24 protein-coding genes and 1 riboswitch are annotated in these 21,155 nt (G+C 41.8%); of the genes, 9 read left to right on the plus strand and 15 right to left on the minus strand.

Features of this window, described 5'->3' with window-relative positions; genetic code table 11:
* Positions 1–70: 70 nt before the first annotated feature.
* Entirely contained in the window at positions 71–814 is a 744-nt protein-coding gene (locus tag KHM83_RS15325) for an HAD-IB family hydrolase (RefSeq protein WP_343213165.1), read from the minus strand.
* Between the two features lie 190 nt (positions 815–1,004).
* On the opposite strand from KHM83_RS15325, the gene KHM83_RS15330 reads away from it, so the two are divergent.
* The 8 genes from KHM83_RS15330 (at position 1,005) to KHM83_RS15365 (ending at position 8,419) form a co-directional block, all read left to right on the plus strand.
* Positions 1,005–1,610, plus strand: coding sequence for an acetate uptake transporter (locus tag KHM83_RS15330; RefSeq protein WP_246543144.1), 606 nt, complete (start codon positions 1,005–1,007; stop codon positions 1,608–1,610).
* Between the two features lie 232 nt (positions 1,611–1,842).
* Positions 1,843–1,941: riboswitch (glycine riboswitch) on the plus strand.
* 178 nt (positions 1,942–2,119) lie between these two features.
* Positions 2,120–2,389 carry an ACT domain-containing protein gene (locus KHM83_RS15335; RefSeq protein WP_213237920.1) on the plus strand — a complete coding sequence of 90 codons (270 nt, stop codon included), beginning with the start codon at positions 2,120–2,122 and terminating at the stop codon, positions 2,387–2,389.
* 14 nt (positions 2,390–2,403) lie between these two features.
* Positions 2,404–3,765, plus strand: coding sequence for a PFL family protein (locus tag KHM83_RS15340; protein ID WP_213237921.1), 1,362 nt, complete (start codon positions 2,404–2,406; stop codon positions 3,763–3,765).
* A gap of 87 nt (positions 3,766–3,852) precedes the next feature.
* Positions 3,853–4,074: a hypothetical protein gene (locus KHM83_RS15345; protein WP_213237922.1), complete on the plus strand. Its 222-nt coding sequence runs from the start codon at positions 3,853–3,855 to the stop codon at positions 4,072–4,074.
* Between the two features lie 684 nt (positions 4,075–4,758).
* Complete coding sequence (locus tag KHM83_RS15350) at positions 4,759–5,961, plus strand: M20 family metallopeptidase (RefSeq protein WP_213237923.1); 1,203 nt, start codon at positions 4,759–4,761, stop codon at positions 5,959–5,961.
* 134 nt (positions 5,962–6,095) lie between these two features.
* Positions 6,096–6,986 (plus strand): transporter substrate-binding domain-containing protein, encoded by an 891-nt coding sequence (locus KHM83_RS15355; RefSeq protein WP_213237924.1) that lies wholly within the window; start codon positions 6,096–6,098, stop codon positions 6,984–6,986.
* Between the two features lie 43 nt (positions 6,987–7,029).
* Complete coding sequence (locus tag KHM83_RS15360; protein WP_213237925.1) at positions 7,030–7,689, plus strand: amino acid ABC transporter permease; 660 nt, start codon at positions 7,030–7,032, stop codon at positions 7,687–7,689.
* Entirely contained in the window at positions 7,682–8,419 is a 738-nt protein-coding gene (locus KHM83_RS15365; protein ID WP_213237926.1) for an amino acid ABC transporter ATP-binding protein, read from the plus strand. The genes KHM83_RS15360 and KHM83_RS15365 overlap by 8 nt, the downstream gene beginning before the upstream one ends.
* 132 nt (positions 8,420–8,551) lie before the next feature.
* Here the strand turns inward: KHM83_RS15365 and KHM83_RS15370 are convergent, their stop codons facing one another.
* Positions 8,552–9,193 carry a lactate utilization protein gene (locus KHM83_RS15370; RefSeq protein ID WP_213237927.1) on the minus strand — a complete coding sequence of 214 codons (642 nt, stop codon included), beginning with the start codon at positions 9,191–9,193 and terminating at the stop codon, positions 8,552–8,554.
* Between the two features lie 177 nt (positions 9,194–9,370).
* Between KHM83_RS15370 and KHM83_RS15375 the strand changes: the two genes are divergently transcribed.
* Positions 9,371–11,653, plus strand: coding sequence for an ATP-dependent Clp protease ATP-binding subunit (locus KHM83_RS15375; protein WP_213237928.1), 2,283 nt, complete (start codon positions 9,371–9,373; stop codon positions 11,651–11,653).
* A 176-nt stretch (positions 11,654–11,829) separates the two neighbouring features.
* Here the strand turns inward: KHM83_RS15375 and KHM83_RS15380 are convergent, their stop codons facing one another.
* The 13 genes from KHM83_RS15380 to KHM83_RS15440 all read right to left on the minus strand — a co-directional run bounded on the left by KHM83_RS15380 (position 11,830) and on the right by KHM83_RS15440 (position 21,149).
* Entirely contained in the window at positions 11,830–12,522 is a 693-nt protein-coding gene (locus KHM83_RS15380) for a tyrosine-protein phosphatase (protein WP_213237929.1), read from the minus strand.
* 133 nt (positions 12,523–12,655) lie between these two features.
* Positions 12,656–13,561 carry a DUF2785 domain-containing protein gene (locus KHM83_RS15385; protein ID WP_213237930.1) on the minus strand — a complete coding sequence of 302 codons (906 nt, stop codon included), beginning with the start codon at positions 13,559–13,561 and terminating at the stop codon, positions 12,656–12,658.
* Positions 13,562–13,577: 16 nt separating this feature from the next.
* Complete coding sequence (locus KHM83_RS15390) at positions 13,578–13,919, minus strand: nucleoside triphosphate pyrophosphohydrolase (protein ID WP_213237931.1); 342 nt, start codon at positions 13,917–13,919, stop codon at positions 13,578–13,580.
* Between the two features lie 61 nt (positions 13,920–13,980).
* Entirely contained in the window at positions 13,981–14,508 is a 528-nt protein-coding gene (locus KHM83_RS15395) for a CDP-alcohol phosphatidyltransferase family protein (protein ID WP_246543145.1), read from the minus strand.
* 110 nt (positions 14,509–14,618) lie between these two features.
* Positions 14,619–14,963, minus strand: a complete 345-nt coding sequence (locus tag KHM83_RS15400; RefSeq protein ID WP_213237933.1) for a hypothetical protein — start codon at positions 14,961–14,963, stop codon at positions 14,619–14,621.
* Between the two features lie 714 nt (positions 14,964–15,677).
* Positions 15,678–16,154, minus strand: a complete 477-nt coding sequence (locus KHM83_RS15405; protein WP_213237934.1) for a hypothetical protein — start codon at positions 16,152–16,154, stop codon at positions 15,678–15,680.
* Positions 16,144–16,488 carry a VOC family protein gene (locus tag KHM83_RS15410; RefSeq protein ID WP_213237935.1) on the minus strand — a complete coding sequence of 115 codons (345 nt, stop codon included), beginning with the start codon at positions 16,486–16,488 and terminating at the stop codon, positions 16,144–16,146. The genes KHM83_RS15405 and KHM83_RS15410 overlap by 11 nt, the downstream gene beginning before the upstream one ends.
* Before the next feature lie 120 nt (positions 16,489–16,608).
* On the minus strand, positions 16,609–17,313 hold the full coding sequence (locus KHM83_RS15415; protein ID WP_213237936.1) for a hypothetical protein: 705 nt from the start codon (positions 17,311–17,313) through the stop codon (positions 16,609–16,611).
* Between the two features lie 116 nt (positions 17,314–17,429).
* Positions 17,430–17,693 (minus strand): hypothetical protein, encoded by a 264-nt coding sequence (locus KHM83_RS15420; RefSeq protein ID WP_213237937.1) that lies wholly within the window; start codon positions 17,691–17,693, stop codon positions 17,430–17,432.
* A gap of 508 nt (positions 17,694–18,201) precedes the next feature.
* Positions 18,202–18,810 carry a class I SAM-dependent methyltransferase gene (locus KHM83_RS15425; RefSeq protein ID WP_213237938.1) on the minus strand — a complete coding sequence of 203 codons (609 nt, stop codon included), beginning with the start codon at positions 18,808–18,810 and terminating at the stop codon, positions 18,202–18,204.
* Between the two features lie 234 nt (positions 18,811–19,044).
* Entirely contained in the window at positions 19,045–19,494 is a 450-nt protein-coding gene (locus tag KHM83_RS15430; RefSeq protein WP_213237939.1) for a hypothetical protein, read from the minus strand.
* Positions 19,495–19,554: 60 nt separating this feature from the next.
* A complete protein-coding gene (locus tag KHM83_RS15435; protein WP_213237940.1) occupies positions 19,555–19,803 on the minus strand; it encodes a hypothetical protein in 249 nt (82 codons plus the stop codon).
* A 38-nt stretch (positions 19,804–19,841) separates the two neighbouring features.
* On the minus strand, positions 19,842–21,149 hold the full coding sequence (locus KHM83_RS15440; protein WP_213237941.1) for a D-serine ammonia-lyase: 1,308 nt from the start codon (positions 21,147–21,149) through the stop codon (positions 19,842–19,844).
* Between the last annotated feature and the right edge of the window lie 6 nt (positions 21,150–21,155).

A 21,155-nucleotide genomic window follows, 5' to 3' on the forward strand; every position in this document is an offset into this window, starting at 1 on the left:
AAGTGCTTATAAAAAAATCCCTCATCGCGAGGGATTTTTTAATGCTCAAAAACAATTGCGACCTTGTATATTACGACAGTTTTATTTCTCCCGGAATGGTGGTTACATGAGGGCCTAATTGGTAGATAACATCTTTGCGTTCTATGATGATTGTTGTTTTTTTAGACAAATTGGGATGCGCTTTAATGCTTTGCAGCAGTTCGTTTGTTGGGTTGATAGCGACGGGATTTCCTACTTTTAAAAGCATGGCGTAATCGCCGTTAGTATCGCCATAGGCATAACTTTGGGTTAAGTCGATATTGTAGACGCGTGTGATTTCATCAATGGCTTTATTTTTACTGTCAGAATCCCACATAGGGATGACTTCGCCTGTATAGCGACCGTTCTCGTCTGTGACGTATCCAGTCCCTCGAAAACCGTCAATTTCATATTTCTGTGCCATTTTGCCAACGAGGAAATCCGGACTGCCGGAAATAAAGAAGACTTTATGGCCCTGCTGTTTATGCCAGAGAATTTGATTGCGCGTATATTTGTAGACAATATCGCCGTTAAGATTGATAACTTGGTTGGAAATGAATTCAAGATCCGCTGCGCGTCTGCCTTTAAGCGCCTCATAATAAATATCGACGAGTTCCAGCATGTAATCCTCATATTCACCGACGCGCCTGCGCCATTCGACATAGGCGGCTTTGACGCTAGTATGCCAAACGCCGGGATCAACGACTTCATATTTAACCAATTTTTTAAAATGTTCTATCATCAGCGAATTGCGGTAAAGGGTGCCGTCGATGTCTAAAAATGCTGCTGTCTGCATCATATCACCTCTTTCTTCATTCGTATATTTTTGGGTTATACACACTATACGCGTTTTATATCAAAAAGTAAAGTATCTAATAAAGTGTAAACTTTGGTTTGCTAATCGCCAAAAAGTTTGTTGATTTTTTAACATCGGTATGATAATCTAGGCTGGGCTAATGAAAATATATGTTAGGGAGGGCAATTTTTTGAACCAAGATGAAACTAAAATTTACACTGCTGATCCTTCGGCACTAGGACTATTCGGATTGGCAATGGTCACTTTTGTGGCTTCGTCACAAAAATTAGGCTGGACGTCAGGCACGTCATTTATCATTCCGTGGGCGATTTTTCTCGGTGCACTGGCGCAGGTCTATGCATGCGTTAATGATGCGAAAAAGGGAAATGTATTCGGTGCAACTGCTTTTGGCGGCTATGCGCTTTTCTGGTTTTCTGTAGCGATGACGTGGATGATTTCAAACGGTGTATTTGGCGAGGCGATGAAGGCTAGTGCAGATGTTAAGCAATTGGGCATTGCTTTCTTGGGGTATTTAATCTTCTCGGTCTATATGACGATTGCGTCGCTTGAGACCAACAAAGTGCTCATGGTGATTTTTATTTTAATCGATTTCCTATTTTTAGGTCTTAGTTTAAGTACGATTTGGGGCATTGAAGCTGGTCATGAACTCGCTGCGTGGTCGGAATTTTTAATTGCACTTGTAGGTTTCTACGGTTCTGCGGCAAACGTGATGAACAATACGTTTGGTCGTGTTTTCCTGCCGGTGGGCAAACCGCTGGGGATCTTTAAAAAATAGCAGCAGTAGGCGGGCACCTTTAAAAAGGTGCTTGCTTTTTACATAGACGCTTAATAAATGATAAATGAGAAGATCATTTTATAACAGTGGTGTAGACGGATCGTTAAATAAGAACAGCTCTTAGATTATGTATATAAATAAAAACCTTGTCATATGCTGAAAAACCGTGTAAAATTGTTATAATTTAATACAGTTGGACGAAGTGCTCGGAAGCCGTAGTGTGACCGGACATGGACAAGACTCTGGAGAGATTCATGATTTCATGAACACCGAAGGGGAAAGCAGGCAGACGCTTGTGAAACTCTCAGGTACAAAGGACAGTGATTAACGATGTGGTTGTGATTGCCACGTCAGTTGATTTGCGCGTTTAGAGACCTGTGGGGGTCTCTATTTTTGTTTTAAAATAGAAATGGCTTTAAATGAAACCGGAAGATTTCAAATGAAGCAGAAAGTGTCTTGGATGGTTTTGATGAAACGCATGGCGTTGTATTTTTGAAAGGGGTATCAAGATGAAGACAATTATTACCGTAATCGGTCAGGACAAAGTGGGCATTATTGCCAATGTGTCTGCCATTTTAGCAGAAGAGAGCATTAATATCTCTGACATCAGTCAGACGATATTGCAGGACTATTTCACCATGATTATGGTGACGCAATTGCCAAATGAAGGCTATGACATTTCTATTTTACAAAATAAGCTCAATGCATTGGGCGGCGAAATGGGACTCGAGATTCGCGTTCAGCACGAAGCGATTTTCGATGCGATGCATAGAATTTAGAGAGGGGCGGCAAGATGGAAGATTATAAATGGAATATCATTGAGACGATTAAGATGATCAATGAAGAAAAACTGGACATTCGAACCATTACCATGGGGATTTCACTGCTCGACTGCATTGATTCCGACGGTGAAAAAGCACGTGAGAAAATTTATCAAAAAATTACCCATTATGCAAAAGATCTGGTTAAAATCGGGGATGAAATTGCAGGTGAATACGGTATTCCAATTATTAACAAGCGGATTTCTGTAACGCCGATTGCTATGATCGCAGGCGCGAGTGACGACAAGGATTATGTTGCGTATGCCAAGACGCTTGACGCCGCAGCTAAAGCAGTAGGCGTCAATTTTATCGGCGGGTTTTCAGCGCTGGTTCAGAAGGGCTTTACCAAAGGGGATCGCATATTAATTGATTCCATTCCCGAGGCATTAACGGTGACGGAACGCGTTTGTTCATCAGTCAATGTGGGATCAACGCGGTCAGGGATTAATATGAATGCCGTTAAGCGAATGGGTGAAATCATTAAGGAAACGGCTTATTTGACACGCGACAACAGCAGTATCGGTTGCGCGAAGCTCGTGGTCTTTGCCAATGCCGTTGAAGACAATCCTTTTATGGCGGGTGCATTCCACGGAGCAGGCGAGGAGGATATAGTCATCAATGTGGGGGTCAGTGGGCCCGGCGTTGTGAATTCAGCACTGAAAGGGCTTGAAAATGCAACTTTTGATGAGATTAGTGAAGCGATTAAAAAATCTGCCTTTAAAATTACACGTGCCGGACAGCTCGTCGCAAACGAGGCGGCAAAACGATTAAACGTGCCTTTCGGCATCGTTGATTTATCGCTGGCGCCAACGCCTGAAATCGGCGACAGCGTTGCGCGTATTATCGAATCCATGGGGATTGACATCTGTGGCGGTTATGGTACGACGGCGGCATTGGCACTGCTTAACGATGCTGTTAAAAAAGGCGGTATTATGGCATCCTCTCACGTTGGCGGACTCAGCGGTGCCTTTATTCCGGTGAGTGAAGATGAGGGCATGATTGCAGCGGTTTCAGCAGGGGCGCTAAACCTTGAAAAATTAGAGGCGATGACTTGTGTTTGCTCCGTTGGACTTGATATGATCGCCATTCCGGGAAATGTTTCGGCGGCTGTGATTTCCGGCATGATTGCCGATGAAGCGGCAATTGGCGTCATCAATCATAAGACGACAGCGGTGCGTATTATTCCAGTTTACGGGAAAGATGTTGGTGAGATGGTTAGTTTTGGTGGACTATTGGGCTACGCGCCAATTATGCGTGTGAACCAAACGGATAACACGGCATTTGTTGCAAGAGGGGGGCGTATACCGGCTCCTGTACACAGCTTCAAGAACTAACTTCCGTTTGCATTTTGCAGCATCCTCTTAACCCCCTTTTATCTTTAGCGGATTTAAGGTAGAATAAACGGGGAGGGAAAATGACATATGGCTGATGAAATTAAGATAAAATTAAATCAAGATGAAGCGTTGCCTTTTACGCCGGAAGAGATTTTTCGAACGATTGCCGACAACATTGATCAGATTGATACAGAATCTGATGAAGCTTGTTTGCTTGTGACCGAAACAATGGCCATTATTTTGTTTTGGGAAGATCAACAGATCATTGTTGAAAAAGTACTGAGAGCTTCCGAGCTAAAACGCTCATAATGACATTGACAGCGAGATGTGTGTAGCTGGTGATTACTGAATGACCTGTGCTAGGGTAACATCTTGAATTAATGGATACAAACATTCTATAAGAAAATCGTCGTGGACACTGTGAAAGCAGTGTCCTTTTGCTTGTATAGATATGCAGCTGTCAATGATATCCCAGTGGCTATTTAGATAAAATCTTGCTAGACGTATTTAAATAGGCGTGGTAGAAAATGTGAAGAAATCGTTAAAAGTGTATTTAAATGAGTACAATCAAATATTTACGCGAAAGATTCATAAAAGTGGGATGGCGGAATGTGAAAAATATGTTATAATACGCAAGTAAATGCGTTGTTCAAAAAAAATGACACAATGACGTGCCTGTAATAAACCGAGCGATTTTAATCAGTCTTATAGGAACATTCAACTTGTTGTAGATCATTATAAGAAGCACTCATAAGATTGTAATCCCATAGGTACAGTCTTTTTTTAATTGAAGAAATTGCATCATACAAATTTTACACCTTTCATCACAAGATGTATCGCTTTTGCAAAACGTAAAATTATCCAATTGTGGTGAAAGATCAACGAAAGGTTATGATGCCATTTCGTTCATAATGAATAGAATCGATAAATTTAAACGTTAAGTATTTTTGCAAATAAAGAGAGCATTTAATAGTAGGAAGGTGGTTGTAGATTATGACAATTGAAGCATTGAAATCATTATTGTATCAGGCGGAGGATTCGGTTGCAGCACTTGGTGAAAACGTTTGTGACACGATTTTTAAGCATCCTGAATTGGGGGATCAAGAGTTTTTTTCTGCAAAATTTTTAACCGATGAAATGGCAAAACTCGGTTTTAGTGTCACAATGCCCTACTGCGGCGTTGAAACGGCATTTAGATGTGAATTTGGAGATGATGAAGGGCCGAGGATTGGCTTTCTTGCAGAATATGACGCTTTGCCAGGTTATGGTGCGTTAAAAAATGAAAATGGGCATGCCTGTGGGCATAACTGGATTGCAGGCAGTACTTTTGCAGCATGCGCAGCACTTCAGAAAGTTAAAGAGCATTTTAAAGGCAAAATTGTCTTTATTGGCACGCCGGCTGAAGAGACCGATGGTCGAAAAATTGATATTATGAATGCCGGTGGGTTTGATGATTTAGATGCGGCATTCCAATTGCATCTTAGCAGCTATAATGCAGTTGACTGTGTGGCACTTGCCTGTACAGATGTCACATTTGAATTTAAAGGCAAGGCAGTTCATGCATCATCTCGGCCAGAAGACGGTATTAATGCACTGGATGCGTGCAACTTGACGTTTGCAGGCGTGAATGCATTGCGGCAGCATGTTTCATCAGATGTGAGAATTCACGGGATTATCAAAGAGGGTGGTGCTGCCTGTAATACAGTGCCGGACCAGTGCAGTATGCAGCTCTTTGTTCGTGCGGCAGATAAGGATTATTTGGAAAATGTCGTTGAACGCGTGGTGAACTGTGCTAAGGGGGCCGAATTGATGACCGGGGCAAAACTCACATGGCGCAGGGCACAAAATACATTTTATGATTATAAAGTCATTCCAGAACTACAGGAAAAGCTAAAAAATAATATGATCGCGCAAGGGGTCGAAGGATTTGTCACAGAAGATATCTACCATTCAGGCAGTACAGATATCGGCAACGTTTCCTATGCCTGTCCAACATCCTATGGTTATTTGGGAACATCAGCCGTAACAGATGCGCAACCGCATGATGTGGCTTATCTCGATATTGTCAATTCACCCTTTGCTTATGAACTGCTGCATAAAGGCGCAAAAGCAATGGCGGCGACGGCGATTGACGTTTTTTGCGACGATGCATTTCGAGCAAAAATAAACAATTTTTATGCGAAAAAGCAGGCATGACAAAAGGCAATTTTAATGAAAGGACAACCGTATTAAAGCAATATTTATAAGAGCAATAACATTTAAATAAAGCGTTATTGAACATTATTTTAATGAAAAAAGGAACAGAGAACAGGGAGAAAGGGAGTATTCACATGAAAAACAAATCTTTAAAACGCCTTCTAGGCGTCACACTGGCAATGGCCATGATTTTAGCGGCGTTTACCGGATGCGGCAGCAAAGCGGCAGAGGCGCCGGCGGCTGATTCGAACAACGCAGCGGCCAGCAGTACAGCGACGGCTGAACCTGCCAATTTGCTTGAAAAGATTCAGGCAGATGGTAAACTGCAAGTGATTTGCGAGCCTTATTTTGCGCCATACGAGTTTATTGACAGCAGTCTGTCAGGTCAGGAGCAGTACAAGGGGGCCGATATGGAACTCGCACGTTATATTGCCAATGATTTAGGGGTCGAACTGGAAATTATCCCGTTAGAATGGACCGCTGTATTGACAGGGATTTCAACTGGCAAATACCAAATGGCGATTTCGGGCATGGGATATACAGAAGAACGTGCAGAAGCGATGACGCTTAGCGATTCTTACAATGATATCGAATCGTTCCATGGGTTTGTTATAAAAAAAGAAAATTTAGAGACGTTTCCGACGTTAGAATCGCTTTACGGCAAACGCATTGCCTTCCAAAAGGGATCTCTTCAAGAAATGTATACAAATGCTCAAATTCAAGATGTACAAGGTCAGCCGTTTGACAGTGTTCAAAATGCTATTTTAGCACTTCAATCCGGGAAAGTCGATGCGGTTGCAGTGTCTTATGACAACGGCGAACTCTTTGTCGATGCTAACGAAGACCTCGCAATGGCAGAGCCGCTCTTTGAAGATACAAAAGATAAAACGGTTGTCGCGGTACCAAAAGGTGAAACAGAACTTATTACAGAAATTAACCGGATTATTGCAGATGTGAGATCGCAAGGCCTCTATGTCAAATGGTGGGACGAAGCTACAGAACAAGCGAAAGCGCTTGACGAATAATCATGGGTGCCGTTTCAGAAAATGAGTTTAGGAGGAACGTAACATGATCGCGAATATTGTTCGTATATGGGGCAAGTACTGGATGATTTTTCTGGAAGGCCTTTGGAATACGTTTTGGATTGCACTGGTGGCAATTGCCGTTGGTACGATTTTTGGGACTTTGATCGCGTTGGTAAGAATGTCGAAGCGCAAGGGGATCAGCAGTATTGCCGCTATCTATATTGAAATTATTAGAGGGACGCCAATGCTTCTGCAATTCTATTTGTTTTGGCTGGGATTGCCTTATCTCTTTCCGACGATTTCCAATCTGGCATGCGCACTGGTGGCGTTATGCGTCAACTCGAGTGCTTATGTGGCGGAGACAATCCGTGCTGGGATACAAGCTGTTGATCCCGGTCAGCGCGAAGCGGCGTTGAGCTTAGGTCTTACGGAAAGTAATATTATGAAAAAAGTTATTCTGCCGCAAGCGGTTAAAAATATTTTACCAGCACTCGGCAATGAATTTGTCGTCATGATTAAAGAGACGGCGCTTGCATCAGTATTCTTTGTTGGTGAATTAATGACGGCTTTTAAAACAGTGCAGTCAAATACCTTTTTGGCATTGGAACCGCTCATTATCGTTGGGCTGATATACCTCTTTATCACATTGACACTTTCAAATATTATGAAAGTATTCGAAAGGAGGATGAAAGCAAATGACTGATCAAGCACTTATCCAACTAGTGGATCTTCATAAATATTTTGGTGATCTGGAAGTTTTAAAGGGCATTAATGAAACGATTAAAGAAAAAGAAGTCATTTCGATCATCGGCCCCAGCGGCTGCGGCAAGAGTACGCTGCTTCGTTGTATGAACTTGCTGGAAACGCCAACACAAGGGCAGGTGCTCTTTGAGGGTGTGAATATCCTCGATAAAAAAGTTGACCCAACGCTGCACAGACGTAAAATGGGCATGGTATTTCAGCACTTCAATGTGTTTCCCCATCTCAATGTGATGGAAAATATTACATTGGCGCCGATTTTGAATAAGATCATGACAAAGGCAGAGGCTGAAGAAAAGGCAAAAGGACTACTTGACCGCGTTGGGCTCGGCGATAAAGTCTATGAGTATCCGCGCAAGCTTTCAGGCGGGCAGAAGCAGCGATTGGCTATTGTCAGAGCCATGGCGATGGATCCGAAAGTACTGCTTTTCGATGAACCGACAAGTGCCCTCGATCCGGAAATGGTCAAAGGTGTGCTGGAAGTTATTAAGTCACTGGCGATAACGGGGATGACAACTGTAATCGTTACCCACGAAATGGGTTTTGCACGAGAGGTTAGTGATCGTGTTTGGTTTATGTATGATGGTGTTATTGCAGAAAAGGGAACGCCGGATGCTGTTTTTAACCATACGCAAAATCCGCGTGCGATTGAGTTCCTATCACAGGTGCTCTAAGAATTTAAATGAACTGAAAAAAGCCCTTGCGGCGTTGTGAAGTGTTTTCTGGAAGAGCCAATCTTCAAGAATTCATTTCAACAACTGCACAAGGGCTTTAAAAATACCTTTAATGTGAGAACGCCTTCTGACTTAGTACCCGAGAGATTCGCCGACGATGATAACGTGCATCCGATCTTTGTTACTTTGGAATCCTGTTCTGACAAACATATTGCAAATACGTCCAGGTGATTTACAGTCCTTGCATTCGCCGGCAATGGTACAAGGTGTGTTCTTGTTTAAGCGGTTGTTGTTTGCTGGTGCTGAAATTTGACGATTGCGCTGGTATGCGGCATCCATATCTCGAACGAGCTTGTTGATTCCGGCGATGACGATTACTTTGTTAGGGCCAAAGGACATTGCTGCAACACGGTTGCCGGTCCCGTCGACATTATAAAGTTCACCTTCTTCTGTGACGGCATTACTGCTCGTAACATAGACATCTGCAAAGAATACAGCTCTAAAAAGTTTTTGAAGTTCTGCCGCCGACAGCCCTTCTTGATAACGGTCGAGGTACTGATACGATCCAGATTTCAAAATGTCAATAATGCCTGCCTCGAAAAGTGTTCTCGATCCGCCGACTGATACAATATCATTTTCATTCAGCATGCTTTTAACGAGGGCCTTTAAATCTGCAACGTTTTCGACATAATACCCGTTCATTTGATTTTTCTTCAAATTTTCAAGGGTGCGTTCGATTTTTTGTGACATGGTCTTTTGTAAATTTGCGTCCATTTAATACCTCCTTTTGACGTTCTCGTACTATTTTATGTAATTAAAAGTGATAAAACAATGCAAAAAAGTATAAAAATTCATAAAAAATTTAACAAAAGCATATAATATCCCGAATACCTTGGTGTATAATTAAAAATATCCCAGAACCTTTGTGGGATAAAGAGGGGAATCCGAATTATGAAAAAATGTTCCGTTTGTAAAAAAAATATTGCGATGATGCGTACGGCAAAGATTGAAAACGGCAAGACCGAGTATATTGATTTGTGCTTGGAATGTGCTGAAAAGATGGGCTATCCTGTCATGGATGAGATCATGAATCAAATCAATCTCAGTCCTGATGAAATGGATAATCTCTCAAAGCAAATGAACAAACTCTTTGATCATATGTCAAACGATGAAGATAACCCGTTGATGAACCTCATGAGTTTCGAGAGTGAAGGTTACAGCGAGGAAATAGAAGAAGAATACGAAGAAGATGAAGAAGATTATGAAGGCTATGAAGAAGAGGAAGAAGACTTTGAAGAGCAGCCGCAACGTCGTACGCGAAAATCTAAACTAAAGACGTTAAAAAAATATGGTGTCGATCTCATTGAGAAGGCGTCAAATAACGAAATTGACCGTATCATCGGCAGACACCGCGAAATTGATCGCGTGGTGCAAATCCTTAACAGACGTACAAAAAACAATCCTATTTTGCTAGGTGAGCCAGGTGTTGGCAAGACGGCAATTGCAGAGGGATTGGCTGTTCGAATCGTTGAAAAGGAAGTGCCTGAAAAGCTTCTGGATACGAAGATATATTTATTGGATATGACGGCGATTGTCGCTGGAACGCAATTTCGAGGCCAGTTTGAAGGTCGTATGAAATCCATTATTAACGAAGCCGCATCACACGGTAATATCGTACTCGTTATTGACGAGGTACACAATATAATGGGCGCCGGCGAAGTCCACGGCGGTGTCATGAATGCAGCTAATATTTTGAAACCGTCTTTAGCGAGAGGCGAAATTCAAGTAATTGGTGCTACGACACTGGAAGAATATCGTAAGCACATTGAAAAAGATGCGGCGCTTGAGCGAAGATTTCAACCGGTTATGATTGATGAACCATCTGTTGAAGACAGCATTGAAATATTAAAGGGTATCCGCGATTACTATGAAAAATTCCATAAAGTCAAAATTGATGATGAGGCAGTTGAAGCGGCTGTAAAGCTCTCAGATCGTTATATTACAGATCGCTATTTGCCGGATAAAGCCATTGATGTCATAGATGAAGCCGGTTCGCGTGCCAATTTGAAAAACAAGGGACTCGTTGAATTGAAAGCATTAGAAGCTCAGCTGGAAGCGGTAGAAGACAAGCGTATGGCAGCTGTTGAAAACGGTGATTACGAAAAAGCGGCCGAGTTCAAGGCAGAAGAGCTTCGTTTAAACCATCACATCGATTCGCTTGAACAAAGCGTTAGGCACGTTCATCTGACGGTTGAAGATATTGCCTATGTCATTGAAGCATGGACGAAAATTCCGGTACAGAAAATTACTGAAGAAGAAGCTGAAAAGCTCATCGAACTTGAAAATAGACTGCACAAACGCATTATTGGCCAAGAACACGCAGTTGGTTCTATTGCCAAGGCAATCCGCAGAAGCCGTTCAGGGTTTAGAAAACGCAAAAAGCCTGCATCGTTTATTTTTGTCGGACCGACTGGTGTCGGTAAAACCGAGCTGGCGCGTACCATTGCCGAAGAATTGTTTGGTGACGAAGACGCTATGATTCGCGTTGATATGTCAGAGTTTATGGAGAAACATACCGTTTCGAAATTAATCGGAGCACCTCCGGGATACGTCGGTTTTGAAAATGGTGGACAGCTTACTGAAAAGGTACGAAGAAAACCATACTCCGTTATTCTTTTAGATGAAATTGAAAAAGCGCATCCAGATGTCTTTAATCTGCTGTTGCAGATTTTAGAAGATGGGCGATTGACTGATGGACAAGGCAGGACGGTATTCTTTGAAAATACGATTATTATTATGACGTCTAATATTGGAACAAACCTTAAATCCAGTGGTATTGGTTTTGGCTCAGAAGCGCAGGATAAGGCGGAGATTAAAGTTAGAGAAATGCTGAAAGAGGCATTTAGACCTGAATTCCTGAACCGCGTCGATGAAATCGTCGTCTTTAGAAGTTTAAAACGCGAGGAACTAAGCCGCATTGTGGAATTGCAGCTTAAAGAAGTCCATGAAGAAGTGCGTGAAAAGAAAATGTTTATGGAAGTTTCAGATGAAGTGAAAGCGCTTATTCTCAACGAAGGCTTTGACGATAAGTATGGTGCACGACCGTTGAGACGCACCATTCAAAAATTAATTGAAGATGAGATTGCAGAACTGTACATTCGTAAGAAACTCGTGACGGGCTGTACTCTGAAGTTTATGCTCGAGAACCAAAAGGTGAAAGTAACCGTTCAATAAAGCATACGATACCAATAATAGTACGACATATAAATCAAACCGATTGAATTATTCAATCGGTTTTTTTACTTTAAAACATATGGACAATACAATATAAGCCCCACCTTGGCGCAGTATAGACGTTGAAATCGGTGAAGGCGCACATTTACAGATTAGCGACAAAATGATTATCTTTGCTAAGGCTTCATCAGCTTTCTGCGGACTTGACGAATGATGGCTGTGTCAATGGCGATTGACTGAAGATAGTGCTCAAAAGTGCCATACTTTTCATATAGCATTTTGAGGCAGTCACGCATGTATTCAGGTTTGGAATTGCCAACCCAGTCTGAGCACTCTGGATGCTCGCGTTTATAGGCGATGATCATAGGATGCAGGTAAGTTGCAGAAAGCTGATAATCTGCAATGACGTCTTCATCTGATACACCGCAGATCTTAAGCAGCAGTGCGCTGACAACGCCTGTTCGATCTTTGCCGACGGCACAGTGATAGAAAACATTGGCTTCAGCATTTGAAATGGTATGAAGAATGCTGACGATAGCTTTTTGATCTTCAAACATCTTCAGATAGCCTCCGGCGATTGCCGATTCGCAATCCGGACTTTTATTCCCTGTTATAAAAGAGATGTTGTGATAATCGACGCCTTTGCGATTTGCAAAAAAGCTGGGACTTTCTTTTATTTCCGGTGGTATTCTCAGGTCGATTACGCAGGATATATGCATTGCATCAATGCGATCAATGTCTTTAGCGGAGAATGCTACAGGACAGTCACTACGAAAAAAGCGCCCAAACTGTGTAACGCTGCCATCTAAAGTTGGGTATCCGCCGAGATCTCTCATATTGTAAAGGGTAGACATTGGATAGCGTCGCATAGGTTGAACCCCTTTCTAAAATATCATTATTTGGATCGTTGTCATCTTTCTCTCATCGCTTTCCGCGACCGTATATTTTGGGTGAGTCGCCGATGAACAGTTAAGCGTGAGCGCTCGCAGAGAAACGAATGCTTTATTGGTGATAGTTTAGCCCTGCATCAATTTGTTTCAGGGCATCTTGTACGAATAACTTAACATCATCAGCCAGCGGTGGCAGTGTATCGTACTCAGGAATGTCTTTAATATTTTTCATACCAAAAGTCAGTGTGAAAAAGAGTGCTTCTAAGAAAGCCATAGCATTATGTTTTAAAACAGCGCGTTGTATCATGTCAGGTTCTGACTGGAGGCATGCCAATACATCTTTGACCAATGTATCTAGCCATGCTTGATAAACATCGAGTGCCAGTGTTTGACGGTAAAGGGTTACGATGACGATACGCGTGAGCCGATGCCCTTCATTATGTAAAAAAACATCATGGCCGCTCTGTGTGAGTCGAAAGGTAATATGTTCAAGTGTGCCAGTTTGTATTTTCGCGTTTGAATAGCGGTGGAAAGAGCAATCTCTTAACAAATCGGCAGAATGCGCAATTGCATGTGCCCACCCCTTGATAGGTATATAGCTTCGAAAGTCGCGTTCAGTGTTAGCATAATGAAAGGCGGCTTCTGCCCACTGATTATAGCGTTTGCGCGGTAAAAAAAAGTTACCGGATAATCGGTGCTGGCGTTCATCATGAGATATGATCACACCTAGAATCAATGCTGAAAATGTTCGGAGAAAAACGGGTTCGTTATGATCGTCATTGTCGGTGAGACCATGAGAAAGATGTGCGGACATGCGGCTGCCAAGGGCACAACAGGTTTCGCCGTCCAAAGCATCCGCTTCAATCAAGTCCCATAACAGATCTAAGCTGCCTTCTCGGATATCGCTGTCAACGGAACCCAAATTTTTTTCGATGGCAGTCAAAATTTTTTCAAAATGAGGCTCTGATACCAAATTAGTGCCAAGTGCCAAATAGTTTGTTAGCGTCTGCTTATCCAAAGAAACCTCCCGTGTTTCAATATTCAGCTTTTTTAACGGTTTCCAGTATGATTCGCTTTGCGAATCCCCCGCGTTCAATGGCTTTGTCAGTTTTAACGGCGTTGATGACAGCGTCTTCATAGTGATAATATTGTTTAATCGCATCTATCACTTCCAAAATATCAGCTAGTTCTTCTACGCTAGGTGTGCTGATAAACTCATCTGCTTCTTCGCGAAGCTTCGTTAAAAGTGCGCTTTGGTATTCAGCCTCGTCTGCAATATGATGCGTATACGTTTTGCCGCTGGATTCGATGATTTCCGGAATATAATCTCGAACGAGCTTGTTATAGAGAGTTTGATTTTTTGGATTGGTAATCATGTTGCCTCCTAAGATGCTTTTAAGCGGTTACGGATGATATTTCTTGCGATGATGCGAGGTGTCATTTGAAAATGCTTTTTTGGTTGATATCTAAATCCGTGTTGATAAGGTGCATCAGCAGTTCTTCCAAAGCGGATATGGTTCCCATTGTACAGAGGAGTACCGTGGTTAACGGCAGCCCAATGGCGGCGAGCAGCAACGGGAAGAGAAAGAGCGCGAAGCCGGTAGCCTTATTGGCGTAGGTATGGACAATGCCGAATTTTCGAAATTTTATCGCGACGGTGATTAATGAAATTAATCGAATGAGCGCAATACACACGATCCAAATAATATCGCGCAATGGGATTGTCAAGACGGGTATCAAAATGATAAGGACTGCAAAAACCATGACGAGATCTGCCAGAGAATCCAATTTAGCGCCGAATTCACTGGTCGTTCCGGTTTTTCGGGCAAGATAACCGTCGGCCATATCACTGAGACCGCAGAGCATGTAAAGGATAAAAAATGAGGTGCTCAGCGGTTCAAATCGAAAAAGCAGCAATGTAAGTATGATTCTGGAAAATGTAATGCCATTGACAACAAATTTCATGATCAATCCTTTCAAAGCATCTAGGGAATTTAAGATTAAAAGAAGTGTTAAAAGAAGCATTAAAAGAGAATGATGCCATTTCCCTAATTAAAAAAGTGTGTACGAACAGACTATTTCATCGCATTGCCGCAAGTGTTTACAACACATTTTAATCCTTCAATAGGCAGCGGCTGATCGTCAAAAATCTGAAGCATGCCCTTTGGTGTGATTTGATAGCCATCAAAGTGTGATGCATTGGCAATGATACTGTCGGCTGCGATGTTTATATGGTCTTTAAAGACTCTGATAACAATTTTTTTTTCATTGTTAAAAAAGCAGGGGACACTTGTCCATAGCTTTTCCGAAAGGGTCTCGTCAAACGTGTGAAAATAAGTGCGCAGCGTTTCTAAACGTTCATTTTTTATTGAATCAAATTGCTGAAAGTATGCGGTAACGGCTTCTGAATAATCGGACATTTTATACGCCTTTCTCTCTTTGATGAGATTTATCAATTTCTAATTTTAATTTTGTGCTTCCTACGACCATGATTCCTGTTTTCGTGATGGTGATTATGCTTCTTTGCTCATGGGCTTATTTTCTTCCGGTTGAGTAAATTAGCATCATTCAATTTTTGATGCTCTTATGACTATAGGTATCCTTTTCAGCATCATAAATTTCAATTGATTGTCTTGAAGGTTCAACGAAAGGTATTGATGTGATTTTCTTATGATCTAAACAGAATCTTTTATCAAAAGCAAAGACGCGAATTTTTACCACGTTACTATTTTATCAAGATTTACGGCTATTCATCAAGGTTATTACGCGTTGGCTTCAAAGATCTTTTTAATTTACAGTACTTTTTAAAGCAAACGCATTTGACGGATACATTTTTTAACAGCATGCTCTTTGTCAAAAAGGGAAACAGCGCCAAAACGACTAGGTCTTGGCGCTGCTCTGTGGTGGGTGTTTTAAATATTAGTTTAGGGTTTTCGATGAGGTGAAAATAAGCATATTGCTATCGTGTTTAAGCGCAATAGGATACAAAGCGATTGCAACGCTTATTTGCTGCTGTTATTTTATCATCATAGTGCCTCAAAGTGTGTGCACATTGTTTATATCACTTGATAATGCTTGATGCCTCCGTGAACGGCGCGGCCATTTTGGGATGCAAGGTTCATTGGCGCAAGGGATCAAAACCCCGCAGAACGATAGTCTAAAACATAGCCGTCTGCTGTAATATCAATATGACATCGGTTGCTCTCCGGAAATGAAGCTCTGTATGTTATGGTATAGACGCGATTCCAATAGCGATGCGTGACGGTAACAGCCTCTTTAACGTTTTCCCAGTCGACATTACCGTCTTGGTCTTTATAACTGCCCAAATCATATAAGCGTTTATTAAAATGACGCCCATCTGTATCTTCATAGGCCCTTAAATAGACGATAATATCATCGATGCTGTGAAACTTCTGATCGACACGGTAGCTATAAATACTCGTATTAGGCATGTTTTCTGAAACGATGTATACTTCTAAATCAAATACATCATTGCCAACCGCTGGTGCGGCATAGCCCAATTGATGTGTTTCAATATGCCTGTAAAGCGGTACGGCAACGGCAAGGATAATGACGAGGATCAAAGTAATATTAATCGGTTTAAGACGCATCTGTAGGCTCCCATAGTTCAATTTTATTGCCCTCTAGGTCGAGGATGTGTACAAATTTTCCAAAATCGTAGGTTTCGATTTGATCCAGTATTTCGACGCGGTGGTTAATCATAAAATCTTTTGAAGAAGGTTGGAAATAGTCTGTTGTTTCTGAGAATGTGCTCCATTGCGTCGTTCCCGTCTTGCTCGGATCAGATTTTTCAAGCCATTCAAAACGCACGCCGTATTCAGATGTATCAAGGCCCAAATGCGCTTTATACCAATCATTCATTTTGTCGGGATCTTGCGCCTTAAAGAAAATGCCGCCAATGCCGGTTACGCTTTTCATGTTCATACGCATACTCCTTTACATATTCATTTTCTCAAATTTTGTAAGATTCAATTTCCTCATTTGTATAGCAGCCGGAGCGCTTACGCATTTATGTGATAGGCTGTGGCGCTGTACACGAGCAGGCTATTCCTGAATGGTCATCATGGTTACCGTCTTTTGTGACAGATCCGTTTCATTGACAATTGCGTAAACTTCATCCATGTCCAAATGCTTACCGATCAGCTCGAGGGGGAGCCTGATCGAATCGTCCTCAAAAAGAACTTTTTTAAAGTCAATGGCAAAGCCCTCTTGAGCGAAACTGACGAGATCGTCAATGACATTTTGAGAAAGCGATTTTGAGGTTCTGTGACAGATTCGTTTGAGTTTTGATCGAATGACAGTTTCAATCACTGCTTTTAAATCAGCCATGTCATTGTAATAGACATGGTTAATCCAGCCGTCGTCGTGTGCATTGTAGATAAAGCGATTGTTTAAAGGCTCAAAATAGGTGCTGTTCAACGGCTGCCACATTTTTGAGACATAAAATATCTCCGCAACCTCCTGAGCGGATAGACTTTCAAGACCGTGAACAGTTTCGAAATCTATCCATGAAAAATTGCCATAACTATAAATATCTTCTTTTTTTAAGTCTTCAATGTCGTCTTTGCCGCAGTATTCGCTGAGTGTCGTCATGTTAAAATGCGTGCCGAAACCGCCTTCAAGGATGAGTAAATGCTCAGGTAGTACGGAAAGTGACTCAATGAATTCATAAAATTCAATACCGTATGAAATGAGTCTTTTGCTCTTTTTATCGTAGTTAAGGTAAATAATATCTCTTATTTCAGTCAATGATGATGCCTCATTTTTCTTTAAAATAGTTGGAATTGCCCATTAAGTGATCTCATATTAACGAGTCCGATTAATAGCAAAGAACGCTATTGGATAGCGGCATATAAGCATGCAGATTATTGATGGCTGTCAGATGTCCATAGCCAGTTGATGATTAAAATGAGAATGATCAGCAAACCAAAGATCAATAGTGACAAGCCAATTTGATGGTAAACATTTTCTGTAATTGCCCAGATGGTATCAGCACGTGCGCCGCTGTAAGAATATGAGCGCGGCCATGCGAGATCTCTAGCCGAAAGATTTAAATTGATTCCAATATAACTGATGATGATGCCGATAGCCAATACAATCGCCTGTTTGATTTTCTTTGTCATTTTCAAGTTGTCCTCCATTCGCGTCAAGTTGTTGCCGAATATGTCAATAATCATTTTCGCTTTTGTATCTTTTGGCTTATGTACCGCTTTAAGCCAATGTATGTCCGATGAGTCGGATATGGTGAAAGGGATTGCATGTTTCTTAAATATAACAAGATCATTTAAAGACGGCAAGTATTAGCGGCTAAGTTTATAAAAAAGATTTTTTAGGCCATCCAAGCAGAGGCCATAAAGGATAAACGTCAAAAAATGAGCAATATACAAATAGATGGATGTCTCGCCAAGCAAGGTATTGCTTTTAACGGCATAGCCGGTGGCCATCAATGAGCGAAACCATTCAAGTCGGTATAAATAATTTAAAATGATATTGAACTGTATCAGAACAATATGCTTGGAATCCCTGCCGATTAGTTCGGCGTAAATAAGCAAAATACTAAGCAGCATAAAGTAGAACGTAAAACACTTTAAACATTTTTTGATCATAAAGCCGGAGCACCTCTCGTTAGTGATACAGTCAGTTTTTTCTTGCAATATAGTCGATAAAGCCTTGACGAATACGCTCGCCTTCAAATATGCGTTCAATGATTCGGCGCTCTTTTAAGACAAAGGTCATATCACCAAGGTATTGATCGGCCTCATCGTATTCAAAATAAGCGTGAATAACGGGAGCGTCTTCCATTTGTTCGTACTGATGACTGCCCAAATCTGTTCCTTCACCGCATCTAAAATCGTCAGTGGATAAGAAGTTGACAAATATCAGCCCTCCTGGTTTTAAAACGCGTTTCATTTCTGATAATGACTGTGCGATATCGGTCTTTTTCATATGAAAAATTGAATTATAAGAATAAACGAAATCAAAACTGTTGTCGTTAAAACGGAGTTTTCTCATATCGCCTTGCATGATATTTAATGAAAGATCACCTGCAAATGCATTTGCTTTTTCAATCTGTTTGAGATTGAATTCAATGCCGTACGTTTGATAACCGTGTGAATGAAACAGTGTTAGCGGCGGTGTTGCACCACCTGCACCACAGTCGAGTATTGTTGGTGTTTCAACGGTCTTTTCAAGATCACAATAGTATAAAAACTGGTATAGTGGTGCATGCCTAAAAACTTTTTTCATTAGATGCGTTCCTCCTTCTAAAGGGTCCTATCGAGATCTGTTTCATGATTAATGGCAAAAGTAGTGTACGTAATGCCGCGCGTTCAGATTGTTTTACAAGTGCGGTCATCTATACCTCCGTTTTCCCGTTTGATGGTTTTGTGATGCGCTTGATAGAATGAAGCGTTTTTATCATTTTAATAGATGCTGTTTTCCCACCGCCTGAGACGGCTGAAACGGCAATGTTAGTGTGTATTAGAAAATATTGATAAATCCCGGTTTAAATGTTTCTTTATGAAATGCGATATGATGTTTGGCTGAAAAATTTTCAAGTGACCACATAAGGTCTTTATGGTTATTCAAAAATCGGATCGAAAAGTCAATGTCTTGATCGACACAAGTGATTTTTAACCTTTGTCGGGTGGCAAAGCCGTTATTCTTGGCATACAGTGTAATCGATTGAATTTGATTGCTGGAAATTGCCTTGCTTTTGTGGAAAAAGCGATGGAGCGTTATTTCATCTTGAAAAATGCCGATCGAATATTGCAGGGCATAGACCAGTAAGATAATCGCTGAAGTTATGTATTTAAAAGGCGCTGGAGCATTTGTAAATTGTGTATACATATCAAAGCCCAATGCGAACAGCTTTAAGAGCAGGTTGCCGATAAATGTGATTGCAATAATTTTTAGAGGTGCAAACCGCATACTTTTTCTCCTTAGAAAGCCTTGAAAACGAAGGCCGCTTTATGGTTGTGACTTACATGATTATTGACGAATGAAATGAACGGCGGCATTATAAGTGTTCTTCTTGACATAAATATAATACATCTTTTGATGATGATTACCAAGCAGGGTACCTCTTTTTCGATTTATAGATTGTTGATCCACAATATTGGTTTGATATTTTAGATGGTTAGCCGCCAATTGATCCTTGATTTTATAGTATACTTGTTCGTTTGTTGTAACCGTGAGCTCTTTCCAGCCATACAATAAGTTAAGTAGTGTGTTCATCATAATGGTGTCCACCAAATCTAGATGGTAACGGCTCTAAACTAAAAGGTGTTCAGCGAACTGTCTTGGCCGCGTTTAATGTCCTGTGCCATGACGTTGTCAGGCACCATGATGCCGCCGGTTGCCCATGAGACGTGTGTCGCCTGTTCAGCAACTTCCAGCAGTTTATGCGTTTTCAGGTAATTAAATCCATCGGTTTCATAGTAGAGTTTGGCAGGGCCAATGAGACCTGCGAGTGCTGACGGTTCTAAGTCAATACCTTCAGCTTCATGCATGAGATAGAGCATGCGCAAGAGTTTTTCATCGGAGACTGTGTAAGCGCCGCTCAGAACTTGTGAAAGTGTTTTTGATGCGAGCTCAGAGGATCTGCCAACGGCAAGGCCGTCTGCCAAAGTCTGACCGTCGATTCCCAATTCGGAAACTGAGATGTTATGCCAGCGTTCAGTACTGAGTCCCAAGAGCATGCACGGCGCATGTGTTGGCTCGGCGGTAAAGAGATGGACATTTTCGCCAAAAATAGCCTTGAGCGCAAAGGCGATGCCGCTTGGTGCACCACCGACGCCGCAAGGCAAATAGACAAAGAGCGGGTGGTCAGAATCCACAGGACGTTCCAGTGTTTCGAGTTGAGCTTGAAGCTCGAGACCTGCAATGCTGTAACCTAAAAAGAGGTCGACTGAATCTTCGTCATCGATAAAATAAGTGTTGGGTCTACCGGATGCGCTTGAACGCCCTAGCTTAACAGATTCAGAGTAATCGCCGGCATGCTGAATGACCTGTGCGCCAAGGGCCTTTAAACGCTCAACTTTCCAGTCTTTGGCATCGACAGACATGTGGACTTCAACATTAAACCCAATACTTTTGCCAATGAGACCGATGCTGAGGCCGAGGTTGCCAGTGGAGCTGACGACGACGGTATGCTGGCTGTAAATGGTCGTGAGTTCAGGTGAAGCTGGTCCGGCCGCACTTTCAAAAAAATTTGTCATTTGATGAGATTTCGCCAGTTTTTCAGCATAGCGAAGTAATGTATAGATACCGCCGCGAGCTTTAATCGACCCTGAAATTGGGAGAGCGTGATCTCCTTTTAAATACCAGTGTCCCGGAATTCTGCCGCCAATAAAGGTAATCAGTGTGCGTTGAAAGGAAGAAATAGGCGTTAGTGGTGAGGCAAGCATACCGTCTGCCAGTGAAAAGTGTTCTGAGAGGTAAGGCGCCATTTTATCAATAAATGCTTTTGCTTCAAAAACATCGGCCATGGTTAGTAACCGACCATCGTGTGAGAGCGAACAGCTTTTTTTTAAGGATGGGTTGATCCAAATGGTTTCGTTCAATGCTTTTAGTGTATTTTCCATGGAAGC

Source organism: Fusibacter paucivorans (genome assembly GCF_018390735.1).
In the GTDB taxonomy this organism is placed as follows: Bacteria; Bacillota; Clostridia; order Peptostreptococcales; family Acidaminobacteraceae; genus Fusibacter; species Fusibacter paucivorans.

Excerpts from the sequence above, each read along its gene's own strand:
- KHM83_RS15410 (WP_213237935.1), bottom strand. The coding sequence starts at position 16,488 with ATGAACATGAAAAGCGTAACCGGCATTGGCGGCATTTTCTTTAAGGCG.
- KHM83_RS15390 (WP_213237931.1), bottom strand. The coding sequence starts at position 13,919 with ATGATTACCAATCCAAAAAATCAAACTCTCTATAACAAGCTCGTTCGA.
- KHM83_RS15400 (WP_213237933.1), bottom strand. The coding sequence starts at position 14,963 with ATGTCCGATTATTCAGAAGCCGTTACCGCATACTTTCAGCAATTTGAT.
- KHM83_RS15440 (WP_213237941.1), bottom strand. The coding sequence starts at position 21,149 with ATGGAAAATACACTAAAAGCATTGAACGAAACCATTTGGATCAACCCA.
- KHM83_RS15365 (WP_213237926.1), top strand. The coding sequence starts at position 7,682 with ATGACTGATCAAGCACTTATCCAACTAGTGGATCTTCATAAATATTTT.
- KHM83_RS15335 (WP_213237920.1), top strand. The coding sequence starts at position 2,120 with ATGAAGACAATTATTACCGTAATCGGTCAGGACAAAGTGGGCATTATT.
- KHM83_RS15325 (WP_343213165.1), bottom strand. The coding sequence starts at position 814 with ATGCAGACAGCAGCATTTTTAGACATCGACGGCACCCTTTACCGCAAT.
- KHM83_RS15340 (WP_213237921.1), top strand. The coding sequence starts at position 2,404 with ATGGAAGATTATAAATGGAATATCATTGAGACGATTAAGATGATCAAT.
- KHM83_RS15380 (WP_213237929.1), bottom strand. The coding sequence starts at position 12,522 with ATGCGACGCTATCCAATGTCTACCCTTTACAATATGAGAGATCTCGGC.
- KHM83_RS15370 (WP_213237927.1), bottom strand. The coding sequence starts at position 9,193 with ATGGACGCAAATTTACAAAAGACCATGTCACAAAAAATCGAACGCACC.
- KHM83_RS15360 (WP_213237925.1), top strand. The coding sequence starts at position 7,030 with ATGATCGCGAATATTGTTCGTATATGGGGCAAGTACTGGATGATTTTT.
- KHM83_RS15395 (WP_246543145.1), bottom strand. The coding sequence starts at position 14,508 with ATGAAATTTGTTGTCAATGGCATTACATTTTCCAGAATCATACTTACA.
- KHM83_RS15350 (WP_213237923.1), top strand. The coding sequence starts at position 4,759 with ATGACAATTGAAGCATTGAAATCATTATTGTATCAGGCGGAGGATTCG.
- KHM83_RS15425 (WP_213237938.1), bottom strand. The coding sequence starts at position 18,810 with ATGAAAAAAGTTTTTAGGCATGCACCACTATACCAGTTTTTATACTAT.
- KHM83_RS15345 (WP_213237922.1), top strand. The coding sequence starts at position 3,853 with ATGGCTGATGAAATTAAGATAAAATTAAATCAAGATGAAGCGTTGCCT.
- KHM83_RS15435 (WP_213237940.1), bottom strand. The coding sequence starts at position 19,803 with ATGATGAACACACTACTTAACTTATTGTATGGCTGGAAAGAGCTCACG.
- KHM83_RS15375 (WP_213237928.1), top strand. The coding sequence starts at position 9,371 with ATGAAAAAATGTTCCGTTTGTAAAAAAAATATTGCGATGATGCGTACG.
- KHM83_RS15430 (WP_213237939.1), bottom strand. The coding sequence starts at position 19,494 with ATGCGGTTTGCACCTCTAAAAATTATTGCAATCACATTTATCGGCAAC.
- KHM83_RS15405 (WP_213237934.1), bottom strand. The coding sequence starts at position 16,154 with ATGCGTCTTAAACCGATTAATATTACTTTGATCCTCGTCATTATCCTT.
- KHM83_RS15355 (WP_213237924.1), top strand. The coding sequence starts at position 6,096 with ATGAAAAACAAATCTTTAAAACGCCTTCTAGGCGTCACACTGGCAATG.